Here is a 15,918-nt window from a genome sequence, read left to right on the forward strand (position 1 = left end):
TCAGGCCACCGCTCGGGACATGACGTACAAGCCATCGCGTACGGATGTCCGGTCTTCTTCGAGGGCGCGCAGGTGCACACCGGGTACGTCAGGGTGCGAGTCAATGCGCGCCGGCGCATGCAGATAAACGCTCAGCGGCCGGTCGCTGATGGACGCCTGCAATTGGTTTTCACGACCGATCAATGCCGTCAGTGCGGCGTCGCTGTCGCTGCTGCCCACCGAACGCACCGATGTCCAGCGCCCTTCCCGGGCCAGCAGCAACACGCTGCGCACCGGCTCGGCGACCACGAACAGGAAGTCGTCGGCGTCCAAGCTTTTATCGAAATGATTGAACGCCGCCATCAGGTACGGCTGCACCGAACGCAGGCGCAGGCCACAAGTAGCGACCTGCGTTCGCAGCTGCGTCAGCAAGTCTTGCGGCAGCGCGGTGGCGACCCGGTCGTAGCCCGCCGGTTCAGCCGACAGCACCATGCTCCAGGGTTGAGTCGGCACACCGTAAAGGTCTTCGAAACACAGTTGGGCAAAACCGAGCAATTCGGCAGGGCTGCTGATCTGTTCGCTCCAAGGCACCAGACAGAAGCGGCTGAAGTGCCCGGAGATCACCACACTCAGTTCGGCACCGGGACGGGTGTGCTCGACCAGCAGACGGTCGAGCGTTTCCAGGGCCACGGCCCAGGCATGGAAGCCTTCGTCGATAAAACCGATGCTGCCCAGCCAAAGGGTTTCACTGCCACGGCGCTGGCCCAGCCCGACACCACTGGCGCCGAGCACGGCGACAAAACGATCACGAGATAAAAGTGACACGATTGATCTCCTCGAGCGTGGTCCGCCCCTCTGCAACCAGCTCCAGTGCCGACTCGCGCAACAGGCGCAAGCCACGGCTGCAAGCCAGGGCCTTGATTTTCGAAATGGGTTGGCGCTCGACGATCATTTGCCGCAGCTCGTCGTCGAGGTGCAGCAGTTCGGCAATCGCTGTACGCCCGCGGTAACCGGTGCCCCGGCAATGGCCGCAGCCCTTGCCGTGGACGAAGTGGTAGTGATCGACCTTTTGCGGATCGAGGCCCGAAGCGCGCAGTTCTTCGTCAGTCGGGTTGCTCGGCGCGCTGCAACTGGCGCAGACCAGTCGGATCAAGCGTTGGGCCAGCACGGCATTGAGGGCGGAGACGAGGCTGTAAGGATCGATTTCCATCTGAGTGAAGCGGCCGATCACGTCGAACACGTTGTTGGCGTGAATGGTGGTAAACACCAGGTGCCCGGTGAGCGCCGATTGCACAGCGATCTGTGCGGTGTCGGGGTCGCGGATTTCACCGACCATGATCTTGTCCGGGTCATGGCGCAGGATCGAACGCAAACCACGGGCGAAGGTCAGGCCTTTCTTTTCGTTGACCGGGATTTGCAGCACGCCCGGCAGTTGGTACTCCACCGGGTCTTCAATGGTGATGATCTTTTCCACGCCGTGGTTGATCTCGGTGATCATCGCGTACAGCGTGGTGGTTTTGCCGCTACCGGTCGGGCCGGTCACCAGCACCATGCCGTAAGGTTCGGCCGCCAGCCGACGCAGATGGCGCAGGATTTCATCTTCGAAGCCCAGGGCTTGCAACTGCACGCCGCAGACCTTGTCGGCCAGGTCCTGTTTGTCGAGGACCCGCAGCACCGCGTCTTCGCCGAAAATGCTCGGCATGATCGAGACCCGAAAGTCGATCTGCCGGCCGCTGATGCCGATCTTGAAGCGACCGTCCTGGGGCACGCGTTTTTCGCCGATGTCCAGTTCGGCCATGACCTTGACCCGGGAAATCACTTGCTCGGCGAACTCGCTGCCCTGGATTTTGCTGATGTTGTTCAACACGCCATCGATCCGGTATTTGATCACCAGGCCGCTGCCGGTGGTGCCCAGATGGATATCGCTGGCGTGCATTTTCAGCGCGTCGTAGAGGGTCGAGTTGACCAGTTTGACCACCACGCTGGCGTCTTCGCTGATGCTGGTCAGGGACAGGCTTTGCAGGGTATCGATTTCGATAGTGGCGCCGGCCTGGGCGTTGAGCGATTCCACGGCGTGGAAGCTCTCCTCGTGGCGTGCCAGGTAGGCTTTCAGGTCATCGGCATGCACCAGGTACAGCGGCGCGCCGTGCAGGCAGTCGTCGATCCAGGCCAGACGAGTCGTGTCGAACGGGTCGGCAAACACACCAATGACCGCATCGTCGTGACGCAGCAGGATGAATTCGCGCTTGAGGCATTGGGCCAGGGTGACCCGGTCGAACACCGGGGTGGCTTGAAACAGGGCGTCGGTGTCGAGCACCGGATAATGCAGGGTGGCGCCGAGGCACTGGATGAAGGGCATGGGGGCCAGTTCGCACAACACCCCGAGGGCTTCCAGGATACGTTCGCCGGAACGGGTGGCCCTGGCCCGGGCCTGAGCCAGTTGTTCACTGGAAAATCGAGACGGTACACAGTCCAACAGCGCCGGTTCGACGGCAAGGGATAGACGGTCCATGGCATGCTCTCCAACGCCGGGGGCTTTGAGCCCTGTCGACGCGGCAGGCCATTGCGGCGGATGCCGGAACGTCTTGTCGCGCCACTACTCCCCGGTGAGCACTTGTCCGTCGTCTGGTGCCATGGAGGTCGATAGACTTCGTCGACGATCTGCCAGCACCCAACTGCCGTCGTACAACTGCAGCGGGAAACTCTCGGTCCTGCTCTGGCGTCGTTCGACGAATCCCTCGGACATGCTCGCTCTGGGTTCGCGCTCCATCCCCAGAAGGTCGCAGACTGCTCGGGCCAATTCCGCCATTGGAAACGGTTTGAACAGGATATGGCTGACTCCCAGTTGCCGGGCCCGCTCACAGACTTCAGCGGTTGGATGCCCGGTAATCAGCACAAAATGACATTTCCTGTTCTGGCGGACAGCATCGAGCACCTCAAAGCCTTCCATGTCGGGCAAGCGGTAATCGAACACCATCACATCAGGTGCAAACTGTTCGGCTTCACCGATACCCGTCACACCGTCATGTGCAATCCGGACGTCGAGCTCTTGCGCCTGAAGGTAATCCTTGAGGTTTTCGGCAAGGAGCTGTTCGTCTTCGACAACCAGTACTTTGTTTAACAAGGTCGACTCCTTGAAACTGCAGGTCCGATGTTCCAGCCCTGGGAGTACGCGCCTTCACTGAGGCTAACGCACACTTCATGCCAGGCTGAGCGCCGGTTTTTTTACCGTTGCACGTCTCTGATTTTCATGAAAAAACCACTTCGTCCAGAAACTCCATCCCCCAAAGGCGGGGAAGCGCTCGGAGGTGCCTTGAAACTATTCCCCACTATTGGGGGGAAACCTTCAATCATCGTCAATCCGTTCGATTCGATTGCTTGATCGCAGCTGCGCGAGAATCTGTAGACGAACCTGAGCCTGTTGCTGTCGGGCAAGGTAAGCCCTGACCATTTCAAGCCCTTGCACCTCTGAGACATCGGTCGCCTCCAGGCGGTTCTGCAGGTAGATTAAATGCCAGCCCAACGGTGTACGCACCGGTGTACTGACAGCCCCCGGTGCCAGGGCAAAGGCCACTGCTTCGAATTCCGGCATCATCCGCCCACGAGGAAAATAGCCCAGATCACCGCCCTCGCTCGCGGAAGCGTCATCGGAACCCGTCCGGGCCACGCTGGCAAAGTCCTCACCCTGACTGATTTTCACACGCATCTCCTCTAAGCGTAGCCGGGCCGCTTCAACGGTGGCGGAATCAGCGCCTTGCGGCACTTTGATCAGAATGTGCCGTGCCTGGATTTCTTCCGGCCGGCTCATCTCGGCGCGATACTCCTCATAGAACGCACGGACCTTTTTTTCGTCTGGCCCGGCGACCTTGGCGAGGTCGGCAAACACCCGCTGGGCCGCAAGCTCACGGCGGGTGTACTCGGTATAGGCGGCCTCGTCAAAACCGGCGTCTTCCAGGCGCCGGGCGAACACATCGGCACCGCCCATGCCTTGCCGGGTCTGATCGACCTGGCTTTGCACCACCTCGTCACTGATCACCACCCCGCGCTTGACGGCTTCCTGCCACAGCAATTCTTTGTCAATCAAGGCCGTCAGTGCCGCCTGACGCAACTGCTTGTAGGCCTTGGGATTGCGGATACTGCCCAGCGCCCGCCCCCGGTCCTCCAGGTACTCGGCGAAATAGCGCTCCAGGCGAAACTCGGAAATTTCCTCGTCATTGACCCGCGCGGCGGCCGGGCCCTCGCTGCCGAACGCCAAGGGAACCCACAACGTGAGCAGGAGCAGCAGCGTCTTGAGCATCATGATCGAGACCTCCGGTCAGGGTGTAGCGGCAATAGGTTTGTAGGGAGCGACCAGATAAAAGCGCTGGTCGGGCAAGTCCACGGTGACGATATGCGCGCCGCTCAAGCCCAGGCGGCGGCCCGGGCCGAAGCTGATCAGCGGGGTCAACCCGGTATCGAAGTCGTGCAGGCCTTCCAGCGCACTGATGAGTTTCTCGCGGCTGGCATCGCGCCCCGCCTGTTTCATGCCTTCGCTGAGCAGCAACATCGAACTGAACGCGCCGACTTGCAGCACCGCATGCTGACCGCCGAGCCCCTGGTGCTTGCGCAATTGGGTCAGGGCCAGGCGTCCGGCCAGCGTCCAGTCACTGGGTACGAACGGATAAGCCAGAAACACCCGCCGGGAAAAAGCACTGGGCACCTGCAACAGATCACCCGCCACCTGGTTCGACGCAGCGAACAGGTAAGGCACTTGTCCCGCCTCCTGCAAGCGCTCGGCGAGGCGACTGAAACCGCCGCCGCTGCCCAGGTAAAACACCGAACGCGAGCCCAGTGGCAGTTCGTCCTGCGCCGAGTCGTAAGCTTTCAGACTGACCTTTTGCCAAGCGTGGTCTTGCAGATACTGGCCGAGGTTCTGCGCCGCCAACCGTTGACTGGGCTCGTCCGCGTAGGTGATCAGCGTCGGTCCCTGGAGCACCCGCAAACTGTCGGTGGCGTAATCGGCCAGGGCGATCAACTGCTCGCGCAAACCCGGCAGCGGTTCGAAAATCTGCCGACTGGGCTGCGCCGTGCCCAGCAACGACAGCGGTCCGATCAGCGGAATGCCGGCCCGCTCCAGGCGCGCGGGCAGATCCAGGTCCAGTGCCGGTGCCAGCGGCGCGATCAGGGCGAACACCTGTTCTTGCTCGATCAACTGATCCAGCGCCTGCTCGGCACTGGCGCGGTCCGGGCCTGGATCGACGATGGTCAGGCGCAACTGCCGGCCATGAACCCCGCCCGCTTCGTTGATTCGCGCGACGCTGCCCTTGAGCACTGCCGCCACCGTGGCACCCTCCTCGCTCAACGGTCCCAGGCGTGGCAACAAGGTGCCCAGGTGCAGGCTGTCAGGCGTCAGGCCGGGGTCGCGGTCATCGGCCACGCGTTTGAGGTAGGCCGTGAGGTTGCGCTGATCATTCGTCGACAGGACGAATCGCGGCATCGCCGGATCAAGCCGATTATTGCCCGGATCACGCCCTTCCTGAATGGCACGCGCCAACGTGCCTTCGGTATACGCCGGGTAATGACGGCCATTGATGTGCTGCTGGCCGTAGGTGCTGGTGAGCCGCGACCAGCTGAGATCCGGCGGTCGCACCCCGCCTTCGGGCCGCCCCAGGCCATCGGCGCCGTGGCAGTTGGCGCACGGCAGGCTGGTGGCCGGCAACAGCATATCCGCCGCCCCGACCCGCGCCATAATCGGCTCGCCACTCCCGGACAGACCCTCGCGATACAGCCGTTTACCGGCGCTTTCGTTGGGGCTCAGCGGCAACGCTTCGGCGGCGAAATGGAGGCCGCCGAGCAGTAACAGGCCGAGGACGAGTGAGGTTTTCATGGCGCAGGCTCAACGGCCGGCTACGGGCATTGTCAGCAACTGCAAGCGCTGGGCAATGGCGGCGGCCGGGGCATCGGGACGGATTTTGCTCCAGCGTTTGTTGGCCACGTCACCCACGATCAGTTGTGTTGAATGCTGCTCGGGAGTTGGCACGATCTGGCCGATGCGTCCCAGTACCAGGTCCATCTGCGCCTTGTCGCCAGTAAGAAAAAGCCAGTGGGGGCCATCGACGCCCTGCTTCAAGGTGTAAGCCTTGAGTACCGCCGGGGTGTCCCGCAGCGGATCACTGGTAAGGGAGATAAAAGTGATGCCGTCAGCCTTGTCGCCCAGTAACTCACGCACTTCCTTGAGCTTGCGGGTGATCAGCGGGCAGGCATCGTTGCAACGGGTGAAAATCACGTTGACCAGCACCACGCGGTTCTGCAGCGCGTCGCTGTAGAAACGCAGGGTCTCGCCGTTCTGGTCCTGCAACGGCGTGTCGGTAAACCAGGTTTTCGCATCGCGGGTGCCAGTGCCCGTCACCCTGCCCGGTGGTGTGTCAACGGCGGCCGCGGGGGCCGGCTCTTCGTGCCCTTCATGGGCGAACGCCAGCGAATTGAAAATACAAAAGCAAACCGTCAGGGTGATCCAGTCGAGGGCTCTCATGGCTGCTGCTCCATAGCGATGGCCGTGTGTTTAGCGTGGACGTTGCGCTGACCGCTGAGTTTCTCCACTTCACGGGTCAGCACCGTCGGGTCGGTGAAGCCGTAGTAGCGGGTCCAGTGGCGGCTGTTGCCGTCCCCCACCAGAATCAATGGCTGATGACTTTTGAAGTCCCCGCTGAAGGTGCCCAGACCCTTCAGGGTATCGTTGATCGACTGCGAGCTGCCGGTCAGCCAGCTCCAGCCCGGGCCGTTCTGGAAGTTGCGGGCGTAGTCGTTCAGGCGTTTGGCGTCGTCGCGCTGCGGGTCGATGCTGATCGACACCAGCTGCACCTCGCCGCCGACCCGCGCACCCAGCTGCTTTTGCACCTTGCCCATGATCGACGACACCACTGGGCAGACCGTGGTGCAACGGGTGTAGATGAAGCTCATGACCACAATCTTGTTGGTGACCAGGTCTTTTTCCAGGCGCACCGGTTTGCCGTTCTGGTCCACCAGTGTCACGTTGGCGAACTTGACCTGGGCGCTCTCCGAACGGGCGCTTTTGGCCGGCATTTCGTGACCGGCGTGCTCATCCGCCGAGTGGGCCAGGGCCTGACCGATGCCGGCGGCCAGCAGGCAGAACGTCAGCAATCCACGGCTTGTGAATCGGTTCATGTCGAACTCCTTTTAGTGGGCAGCGCCGGGCAGAACCCGAACGCTGGCAAAATTCTTGTCGTCGAAACTCGCGCCCAGCGACGCTGCGCGTACGTGCAGGTACCAGGCGCCGTGCTGGTCGAGGGTCACCGGGGCTTCATAAACACCGTCGCCCACTTCCAGCGCGGCGACTTGCTGGGCCCGGGATGTCGGGGCCCGGAAGTAGCGCACCTGAACGTCCTTGACCCCGATGCGCTGGACCTTCTGTTTGCCCTGAACGATACGAAAGCGCACCACGTAAGGACTGCCGAGCGCTGCCGTGGATTTGTCGAGCATGAATTCCACCTTCGGCACACCCGCGTGCGGGTTGAGGTTTTTATCCGGCTCAACCAATGCCGTGAAGCAATGGATGATATTCGGCTGGTTCAGCAGGAAGGCCACGTCGAAACGCCCGGCGGCAGGCAGTTTGATCCGGGCGCTGTACAGCCCCGGCTCGACTTCGCGCAGGCTGCGGTCGATGACCATCGCCGCCCGCGCCACTTGCCCACGATTGGGGTAGCCGGACATCGGTGCGTTCATGCCTTCGGCGTAGAAGTAGGTGGTGTTGTCCACCGGGTTGACCACAAACACCGCGTTGTCGTCCCGCGACACGGCCAGGCTCGATGCCAACGGCAAATCACCCGCCAACCGTGGCGCCTGAGGCCCGGCTTCGAAACCCTGGCTGATGGGCGTGCGGCCCTCGCCGAGGGATGACAGGTTGATCATCGTGACCTTGGCCGAGGCCAGTCCGCGAATGTAGGCATAGGCCTTGGTGAACACCACTTGATAGGGTTCGGTGGACACGTTCAGTTCATGGATCAACGAATCGGTGGCCGCATCGATCACCGAGGCCTGGTTCTCCAGGGTGTTAAGCACGATGCCGAAACGACCGTCAGCACTGAAGCCCATCGGGCCCAGGCCCTGTTTCATTTTAATCACCCGCCGTACCGCGAGGCTTGCGGTGTCGACCACGGTCACCGTGCCGTCCTTGCCGTCGGCGACATACACCGCCTGGGACAGCGGCGAGTACGCCACTGACAACGGGTGCGAGCCGGTTTTGAGTTGCTTGCTGATGGTCAGGCTGGCGATGTCGATGAGGCTCAGCGTCCCGTCATCGCGGTTGGTGACGAAGGCAAAACGGCTGTCCTTGCTGAAGGTGATTTCGTGATGCCCGGCACCGGTGGCCAGGTGCTTGAGGGTCTTGAGGCTGCGCGTGTCGATCACCGTCACCCCGGACTCCTCGGCCGACTTCGCGTTGTTGCCGACCCACAGCAGACGCTCATCGGGTTGCAATGCCAGCCGCACCGGGTTGCTGCCAGCGGCAACCGAGTCGATCAACTTGAATTGCTCGCTGTCGATCACCGCAATCTCATCGGCCGTTGGCATCGAGATGAACACCCGCTTGTTGTCACGGGGTGTCACCCAGTCCATTGGCGGCTGCTTGATATCAATGCGCGCCATCGTGCTGGTGATCCCGCCCACCGACACCGACGGGTCGACCACCGAGACACTGGCATCGCGGTTCATCACCAGCAGGAAGTAGCTGTTCAGATCAAGCAACGGCCGCGCGCCAATGCTTGATTTCAGAAATACCCCGACCCGCGACTTGCAGCTGTGCTCCCGGCCTTGAGCCTTGTCGGCGGCGACGGATTCCGGATCGAGCCAGGCCCCCGGGTTCACGCCCGACAAGGGTTGGCCCGAAGCGCTGTCAGTGACCCGAAAGCGTACGTCGGCGAATCCACCTTCGCGCAGCACGCCGTCCTCCGCCAGCGGCCGCACCTCGAGCGCCACCGACACCCCGTCGCGCTTAAGCTTTTGGCCGCTCCAGGTGTCTGGCAGCGCGACCTTGCTCAGCATGTCCGGGGGTGCCGTGCGCCATACCCCCAGCCAGATCAGCGCCAACCCCACAACCAGCGCACATCCGGCCACTTTGATGGTCCTGCTCATAATGCTTCCCCCCTTCAGATCTGTGTCTGCTATGGCTCAAGGTGCCGGAGCCGGTTCAGGTTCGTTGGTCACCCGCAGCAATCCCCAAAGCCCGGCGGTGTTGCCATAAGCACCGTAATCACGGAACAGGTAGTCGCCCGGTATCGCGTTGCTGCCTCCGGCGCTCGGGTGCATGAAGCTGAAGTGCGCCGCCGGCAGGATGCTTTCGCGGGCGCCGATGTACATCGACATCGGGTTGTAGCCGAACCGCACCGAACCCACCCCTGGTGTATTCGTCGGATAACCGCCGGTATCGCTCTTCTCCGACTGGAACGGGTTGACCGACCAGACGTGACCGTCAAGCTGGAAGGTCGTACCGCGGCTACCACCGGTGGGCATCATGATGTGGGTGCGGAACGGTTGCCCCGGCTTCACATGCAGCACCGGCGTTTGCGGATCGCCTCCCACCAGCGCGTTGCTGTAAGCCATGTGCGCATTGGGCACGTCACCATAACCATGGCCGTCGGCACGGCCGAATGGCGCATCCGGTGCCAGCCCGAAGCGGAACCACAGCGGCTCGGCCTTGTAGTTGATGGCCATGCTCGAGTTGTCCTGCGGATCGGTTGGCACACCCAGGCCTTCGGCGGCAATGCCTTCGACCGGCCGGCCGTTGGCCCAGCGGATGTTCAGGGCTTTTTGCCAGACCATCGCAAAGTCGCGGTAGGTGGTTTGCCCTGCAGCGGTGACCGTCGCCGTCACTTTGCGCGCATCGTCAACCCAGGTCGCCCCGATCGGCAGGATGCTCATCGCCCCGCCCAGGCCTTTCTGCGGCTGTTTGATGACGTCCGCCGGGGTGAAATTCAACCCGCCGAACTCCACCGCCGTGGCGTTGATGTTGTCGACACTGCGGCCCAGTTGCGTGATCGGCTTGCCTTCACGCTCCAGGTGCCCGGCGTAGTACTGATAGGTACGCGTCGGGTACGCGCCAACATTGCCAACACGCGGCGGCACGGTCTGGATCGGGTTGGCGCCGACGTTGGTGCCGTCGGATTTTGTGATGTCGTACGCCAGCAGTTGCGCGTGCAGGCCAACGTGGCTGGACGGCCGCATCAGGTTATTGCTGAAGGTGGTCACCCCCAGGCCGCTGTTGCGATCACGCTTGACCACGCCTTGCATCACCGCTGTCTGGGTCAGGTCCGGCATGATCATGGGCAGACGGTTTTCCAGGGTCATTTTGATGCAATCACCGGCCGCCGCGCGCAGCACCAGCGGTTCGACAGGCACACCGGGTTTGAGCTTGCCGGTGATCGGGTCGAGATCACCCTTGCGCACATAAAGGATCGCCGTCGGGTCATGCAGCGGCCCGCTTTGCCCGCCGATGGTGAAGGTCTCACCGTCTTCGGGATCGGTCACGGTGACCTGCGCAATGCTCACGGGGCGCGAGTTGAACACCAGGGTGCCGCCCGCCGGATTCAACGGCCCGCCGACATGCTGACCCATCCCCGCCGGATCGCCGATGGACAGGTTCAGCGGGTTGCCGAGGATGTCGTTGGCCAGCGCAGCGACCACTTCATAGCTGCGTTGCACGGTCGGCCGGGTACCGATGCCATTCGGGTTGGCGCCGTAGCGTGGGCAGATACCATCGAACGCCACAGTGTTGCGCATACCCATCGGTTTCGCGTTGTTCGGCAGCGCGAACAGATCGCTGCGCTGGGCCGTGTAGTTGCGCATCACGCCCCAGATCCCGCTCCAGTATCCTTCCAGGGAGGCATCCATCGAGTACAGGTAGTCACCCGTGGTCGCGGCCGAGCTGGAGACCATCGACACCGGTGCATTGAAGCCCAATTGCTCGGAGATCCCGACCATCTGCGACGAACGCCAGCCCGAGTTGGAGCTGTTGCCGAACCCGGAACCGCTTTGCAGCCATTTCACGCCATGCAGGGTCACGTTGTGCTCTTCTTCGTGACCGCCGGCATGCACCCGCAGCCGCACGTTGTCACCGGTGTAGGTACGCAGCATCGGGGTGAACGGGTCACCCGGTTCTGCGCCGCCACGATTGATGTGCGGCGGGAACAGCGTAGTGCCGCCGGTTGGACCGGTGGCCGCGGTCACCAGGTTCGGCGCCAGGTTCATCGCCGGGATGGCGCGGTCGGTGCGGCTTTGCATGGCATACGCCAGGTCGCCGCCGAGGCCGTCGGCTTGCATGCCGCGCTTGCCGTCCGGGCCGACCTTGTTCGGGTCGTACACCCGCAGGGCCAGCGGTTCGTTGCGGTAATTGACCACGAACATGCCAGGGTCATCGACTGAGATGGCTTGTGGGCATGGCCGGCTTGGGCAACCGGGCACTTGCCCGCCTTGCACTTCGACGATCCCTTCCAGCAGGTTGCTGGCGTTATTACGCACCGGTGGGTTGATCGCGTAGCGGAAGCTGTCGGCGGTGGCCGGGAAGGCTTGCGGATCGGGCACGCCATTGGGGCCGGCGCCTACATATACACCCGCTTCATAGGCGTGCTGGAAGTCGCTGTACTCAAGGAAGAACTCACGGAAGCTGTCGTTCTTGCCGTCACCATCGATGTCACCGGTGGAAATCACCGCTTGCCATGAAGTCGGCCCGCCATCCTCCCGCGCGCCGCTGTACAACGGCTCGCCGGTTTCGGCGTGGAACCAGGTGGAACCAGCCGGCTCGGCCAGCACAGTGGCGTACAGACCGATCTGTTGGTGAGTCGATGGGCCTAAGTGGTCGTGGGTAAAAATGGTCCCCAGCCCACGATCGACACCTTTGGCGTTGACCACCGGATCGACAAACCAGCGCTGCATCGCCGTGCGCGCCCCGACCCAGTCAGCACGGCCAAATTGACCGAAGTACGGGTGATTGGTGGCTTTCGGACAGGCCGGCGTGCCGTCACGCGGGTCGGTGCCTTCGCACTGGTTGAACTCGCGAATCGCGCGGATGCGTTCTTGCACGGCCCCCGGGGAAAGGACGCCGTCTTCGTAGTTCCAGCCGTTGGCCGAACCATCGGCGGCCGTCAGGTCCCATTTCGGCAGGTGAATATGCTGACCGATCACGTCGGTTGGCGTGCGCACCTGATAGTCGTCCATTTCATAGGTGGCCGGCACCAGGTTGGTTTGCTGGTATTGCACGCAATCGAAGGTGTTCATGCGCATCACCAAAGGCTCTGGCGGACGCTGCTTGGTAATCACCGGCCAGGCGTCTTCCCACAGCGCGAGAATGCGTGCTTGCGGGAAGTGGTAACCGACTTTGTTGTAGACCGCATCGAACTGGATGTTTGCGGCTTTGTAGACGCGCGGACGGTCGGCGGTGAACGTCGACGTACCGGTGAAGGACATGCCGTCGATCCGTTCGCCACTGGCAAACTCGCCGGTGCCGGCGCTGCTGGTCAGGCGTTTTTGCCGATCATCCATGCACGGTTCGTAATACGGTGCACCCGCTATCGGCAAGGCACCGTTGGTGCGGAAGTTGCGCGCCACGACTTGATTGCCGGGTAGCACGGCGAAGCTCGGATGGTCTTTTTTGGCGTGGAACGCCATGGCCGCCTGTTCGACTTCGGTGCCCTCTTCCGGCATGTAAATAGGTTTGGCCCGGGTCACTTTCTTGGAGAAATCCAGGGACGTGGTAATGGTTTGCGCCTGGCCACCGGAGGAAAAGCCGTCCAGCGTATGGCGACCCAGACCGCCGTCCCAACCACCGGACTGAGCCGGGTCGAGGTTGGCCCACAAGGCGTTGCCGCTGGTTTTCAACGACTGAGCCTTGGCAGCGTCGAGCATGTCCAGCGGTGGGGTCGGTGGGCGCTGGCCGACCGAGCTTTCCATGCCGCCGATCCAGAACGGATAGCCAGGGTTTTTCAGGCTGCCATCAGCATTGCGGTTGGCTTCACTGCGATCTACCAGGGCCAGCGAACCGATGGCTTGAGCGCCGCCGTTACCGCCGTGGTGCTCGCCGCCGTCATCCTCTTCGTCATCGTTGCCACCGGCCACCAGGGTTTCGCCGATTTTCGGCACGACCGCGACTTTGCCCGGCATCGGTGCCATGGCTTTGCCTGGCAGCGGCACTACGGCCGGAATCGGTGTACCGGCAACGATCTCGCCATCGGGCAAGGCCCGGGCGCCTGCAGCCGGTTTACCGCTGCGCAGCGCATAAGGCTCGCTGTGATAACCGTCGGCGCCCTGCTGGGACACCTCGAGTTTGGTGCCTTCTTCAAAGACGTCATGCACCCGCCACATGCTCCACATGCCTTGCGCGAAGTGCGGATAGAAGTGGCAGTGATAGACCGCATCGCCCGCGACCCGGTTGCGGTTGCCCGAACCGCCGTTGGCGATTTCGTAGGTGTAGCCGGCGCCCGGACCGATGCCTTGGGCGTCCACATAGTCGGAGTTGTCGTCGTTTGGGTTGAACAACCACTGGTGCCCGTGCAGGTGGAAAATGTGCTGCTCGTGGCCGTTGTGGGTGTTGCGGAATTTGATGAAGTCACCGATGTAGCTGTGGTTGACGTTGGACGGCTCGGACGGATACAGCGCCATGGTCGCCTTGACCCCGACCTGATCGGCGCTCGGTACTTGACCGGGCAGAATGCCTTCCAGGCCGGCGTTGGCCGGCACGTCCACCAGCATCGCCACGTCGCCGACGGTGTGGGAACTGAGGAAGAATTCTTCGTAGGCGCAGGACAGGCAATCGTGCATCGGCCCGACGCCCAAACGGTTGGCGACCACTTCGGCGCCCATGCCGCCGGAGCCATAGTTGATCATGAACGAGTCGCGGGTCGGCTCAAGTACGTGGGCCATCACCGGGTCTGCCCAGTAGGCGGGGAACGCCTGGGTCGCAGCGGTTTCATCCTGGAACTGCGAAGCGAAATCGCGAAACGGTTCCAGACGATTCGGGATCGCCGGGTTGCGTTTACCGATAGATTCCAGCGGATAGGTTGACGGCGGGAAGCTGCCATCGGCGTTGCTGCCCATCACGACCGCGTCACTCTCGCTGGAAATGATTTCATTACCGTCGACCATGCTGATGATCGGCGTGCCGGCCTTGCCTTCACGGACCCACGGCTCCCGTTGTGGATAGCGCGCCTGGTAATCAACGATCGGTTGACCGGCCGGGGTGCGGCCGACGCTGGCCAGGCGCATTTCTTCTTCGGTCACAGTGTTGCGGTAGGTGCGGCCGCCCTTGGGTACCACCACCACTTGACCGAACAGTCCGTTGGCCACGTTGCCCGCATCCCCTTCACCACCGAAGGTCGCACCGCGGCTGCTGGCGGCAAACGCCCCTTCGCGCTCGGCGAACAAGGTGTAGGAACGGGTGGCACCGGGAGGAATCAAGGTATTGGCGTTGCGTCCGGTATAGGACGCAATGTCGTCGATGCTGTTGACCGCTTGCAGGCCATTGACCTGGAAGCCGACGTGGCGGTCGGCGACCTGTTCATCGACCTTGAATTCGTCTTTGTTGCCGATGTCGACTTCCCCCTCAATCTCACCCTCTTCGTCCCCCCCGTCTTCGTGGCTGCCGGGGTTGGCCTGGTAGGCCAGCAGGTTCTGCAGATTGATGGTCAGGCAATCACCGGCGGCGACGCGAAGCACCAATGGACGCGGACGCTTGTCGGGCCGCAGCGACACTTTGCCCGGCACCGCCGCTCCGCCCTGAGCCAGAGACATCTCGTGGTCATCGACCACATCGCGGCGCAGGGCGAACATCATGCCGTTGACGTTCTGCGCGCCGAGGCGGTTGAACATCAGCGGCTGATCCAACGCCACGACGTTAGCCACCAGATTGCGCTCGCAGCGCACGGCCGCCTCAGCCAGCTCAATGCCAAGCATCGACACCACCAACAGCAGCAAGTTAAAAACGGACGGAGCGTTGGGTATGCCGGTCATGATCACGGGCCTCGCTGTGGGTGCTCACAGGGAATAGTCTCGACAAATCCCTTCAGCAATCCGCATGCCATAAATAATTTAGTTGATTTGCAGTCACTTACGAGAACGACTTAATAACTCGGGGGATATTCCCCACTTATTCCCCACTTTTCCGCCGGGGGCCCCATGCCCCACTATTGGGGGAACGTGCCCCACGCTCGCCATTACAGCGGCGCATCCGCGGACAGGCCCTGCAAGCGCCGGTATTGGCGCAAGACACTGGGCACGTAACGCTGGGTTTCGGCGAACGGCGGGATCACCCCGCCACGGCTGAGCACCGCTTGCGGCCCGGCGTTGTAGGCCGCCACGGCGAGGCTGATGTCGTTGTCAAACAGGGTCATCAGGTGCTTCAGATAACGGGCGCCGCCCTGGATGTTGGCCATGGGGTCATAAACGTCTTTCACCCCCAGTTCCCGAGCGGTGTCGGGCATCAACTGCATCAACCCTCCCGCCCCCTTGGGTGACCGCGCGCCGGAGTCGTAGGCGGACTCGGCCTGAATCACGGCATGCAACAGCGCCGCCGGCAATTCATTGGCCGTGGCCGCGGCTGAAACCAGCTCGGCATAGGGCTGCGCGGCAATCATCTGGGGCTGCTGATCGAGGCTGACCACCGCCTTTTCGGGCTCGTGAAACACCCGTTCGTAGGTGCGGCCGGGACGGTGGACATTGGACAGAACGTAGCTGCCCTTGGTGTCCACGGAAACGAACACATCGGCCTGTACGACGCCAGTCAGCACTAGCAGACCGAACAGTCCTGTGGTGAGTGTTTTCATTTTTTTGCCTCCCCTACCCGGCCCCGAAAAATGGGGCTAATGCCCCAATGGCCGGTAGTAAACCAGTCATACGCAAGCACTGTGCCGGATGCGCGAAGGCCCGTAATTCAGGGGTTGCAGAAGAATGTCCGGG

The 15,918-nt window shown here is 62.4% G+C and carries 10 protein-coding genes; all 10 read right to left on the reverse strand.

The features are described from left to right. Nucleotides 1-804 (reverse strand): hypothetical protein, encoded by an 804-nt coding sequence (locus tag ACYZTR_RS17880; protein WP_461972973.1) that lies wholly within the window; start codon nucleotides 802-804, stop codon nucleotides 1-3. Beyond that, nucleotides 785-2,491, reverse strand: a complete 1,707-nt coding sequence (locus tag ACYZTR_RS17885) for a GspE/PulE family protein (protein WP_461972974.1) — start codon at nucleotides 2,489-2,491, stop codon at nucleotides 785-787. The genes ACYZTR_RS17880 and ACYZTR_RS17885 overlap by 20 nt, the downstream gene beginning before the upstream one ends. 84 nt (nucleotides 2,492-2,575) lie before the next feature. Continuing rightward, the gene (locus ACYZTR_RS17890) at nucleotides 2,576-3,103 is read right to left on the reverse strand and encodes a response regulator (RefSeq protein WP_461972976.1); all 528 of its coding nucleotides are present in this window, start codon (nucleotides 3,101-3,103) and stop codon (nucleotides 2,576-2,578) included. Nucleotides 3,104-3,325: 222 nt separating this feature from the next. Then, nucleotides 3,326-4,279, reverse strand: a complete 954-nt coding sequence (locus ACYZTR_RS17895) for a peptidylprolyl isomerase (RefSeq protein WP_461972978.1) — start codon at nucleotides 4,277-4,279, stop codon at nucleotides 3,326-3,328. Nucleotides 4,280-4,294: 15 nt separating this feature from the next. Continuing rightward, the gene (locus ACYZTR_RS17900; RefSeq protein WP_461972980.1) at nucleotides 4,295-5,845 is read right to left on the reverse strand and encodes a cytochrome c/ABC transporter substrate-binding protein; all 1,551 of its coding nucleotides are present in this window, start codon (nucleotides 5,843-5,845) and stop codon (nucleotides 4,295-4,297) included. 9 nt (nucleotides 5,846-5,854) lie between these two features. Then, complete coding sequence (locus ACYZTR_RS17905) at nucleotides 5,855-6,490, reverse strand: SCO family protein (protein WP_461972982.1); 636 nt, start codon at nucleotides 6,488-6,490, stop codon at nucleotides 5,855-5,857. After that, nucleotides 6,487-7,143, reverse strand: coding sequence for an SCO family protein (locus tag ACYZTR_RS17910; protein WP_461972984.1), 657 nt, complete (start codon nucleotides 7,141-7,143; stop codon nucleotides 6,487-6,489). Before ACYZTR_RS17910 ends, ACYZTR_RS17905 begins: the two co-directional genes overlap by 4 nt. A gap of 12 nt (nucleotides 7,144-7,155) precedes the next feature. Then, on the reverse strand, nucleotides 7,156-9,108 hold the full coding sequence (locus ACYZTR_RS17915; protein ID WP_461972986.1) for a YncE family protein: 1,953 nt from the start codon (nucleotides 9,106-9,108) through the stop codon (nucleotides 7,156-7,158). A gap of 36 nt (nucleotides 9,109-9,144) precedes the next feature. Further along, nucleotides 9,145-14,973: a manganese-oxidizing multicopper oxidase MnxG gene (mnxG, locus tag ACYZTR_RS17920; protein ID WP_461972988.1), complete on the reverse strand. Its 5,829-nt coding sequence runs from the start codon at nucleotides 14,971-14,973 to the stop codon at nucleotides 9,145-9,147. 203 nt (nucleotides 14,974-15,176) lie between these two features. Next, nucleotides 15,177-15,785 carry a lytic transglycosylase domain-containing protein gene (locus ACYZTR_RS17925; protein ID WP_461972990.1) on the reverse strand — a complete coding sequence of 203 codons (609 nt, stop codon included), beginning with the start codon at nucleotides 15,783-15,785 and terminating at the stop codon, nucleotides 15,177-15,179. Between the last annotated feature and the right edge of the window lie 133 nt (nucleotides 15,786-15,918).

This window comes from Pseudomonas sp. Hz4, from assembly GCF_054898165.1.

What these genes read in the sequence shown, in the direction of transcription:
- ACYZTR_RS17925 (WP_461972990.1), bottom strand. Translation starts at nt 15,785, where the DNA reads ATGAAAACACTCACCACAGGACTGTTCGGTCTGCTAGTGCTGACTGGC.
- ACYZTR_RS17900 (WP_461972980.1), bottom strand. Translation starts at nt 5,845, where the DNA reads ATGAAAACCTCACTCGTCCTCGGCCTGTTACTGCTCGGCGGCCTCCAT.
- ACYZTR_RS17915 (WP_461972986.1), bottom strand. Translation starts at nt 9,108, where the DNA reads ATGAGCAGGACCATCAAAGTGGCCGGATGTGCGCTGGTTGTGGGGTTG.
- ACYZTR_RS17885 (WP_461972974.1), bottom strand. Translation starts at nt 2,491, where the DNA reads ATGGACCGTCTATCCCTTGCCGTCGAACCGGCGCTGTTGGACTGTGTA.
- mnxG (WP_461972988.1), bottom strand. Translation starts at nt 14,973, where the DNA reads ATGACCGGCATACCCAACGCTCCGTCCGTTTTTAACTTGCTGCTGTTG.
- ACYZTR_RS17910 (WP_461972984.1), bottom strand. Translation starts at nt 7,143, where the DNA reads ATGAACCGATTCACAAGCCGTGGATTGCTGACGTTCTGCCTGCTGGCC.
- ACYZTR_RS17905 (WP_461972982.1), bottom strand. Translation starts at nt 6,490, where the DNA reads ATGAGAGCCCTCGACTGGATCACCCTGACGGTTTGCTTTTGTATTTTC.
- ACYZTR_RS17895 (WP_461972978.1), bottom strand. Translation starts at nt 4,279, where the DNA reads ATGATGCTCAAGACGCTGCTGCTCCTGCTCACGTTGTGGGTTCCCTTG.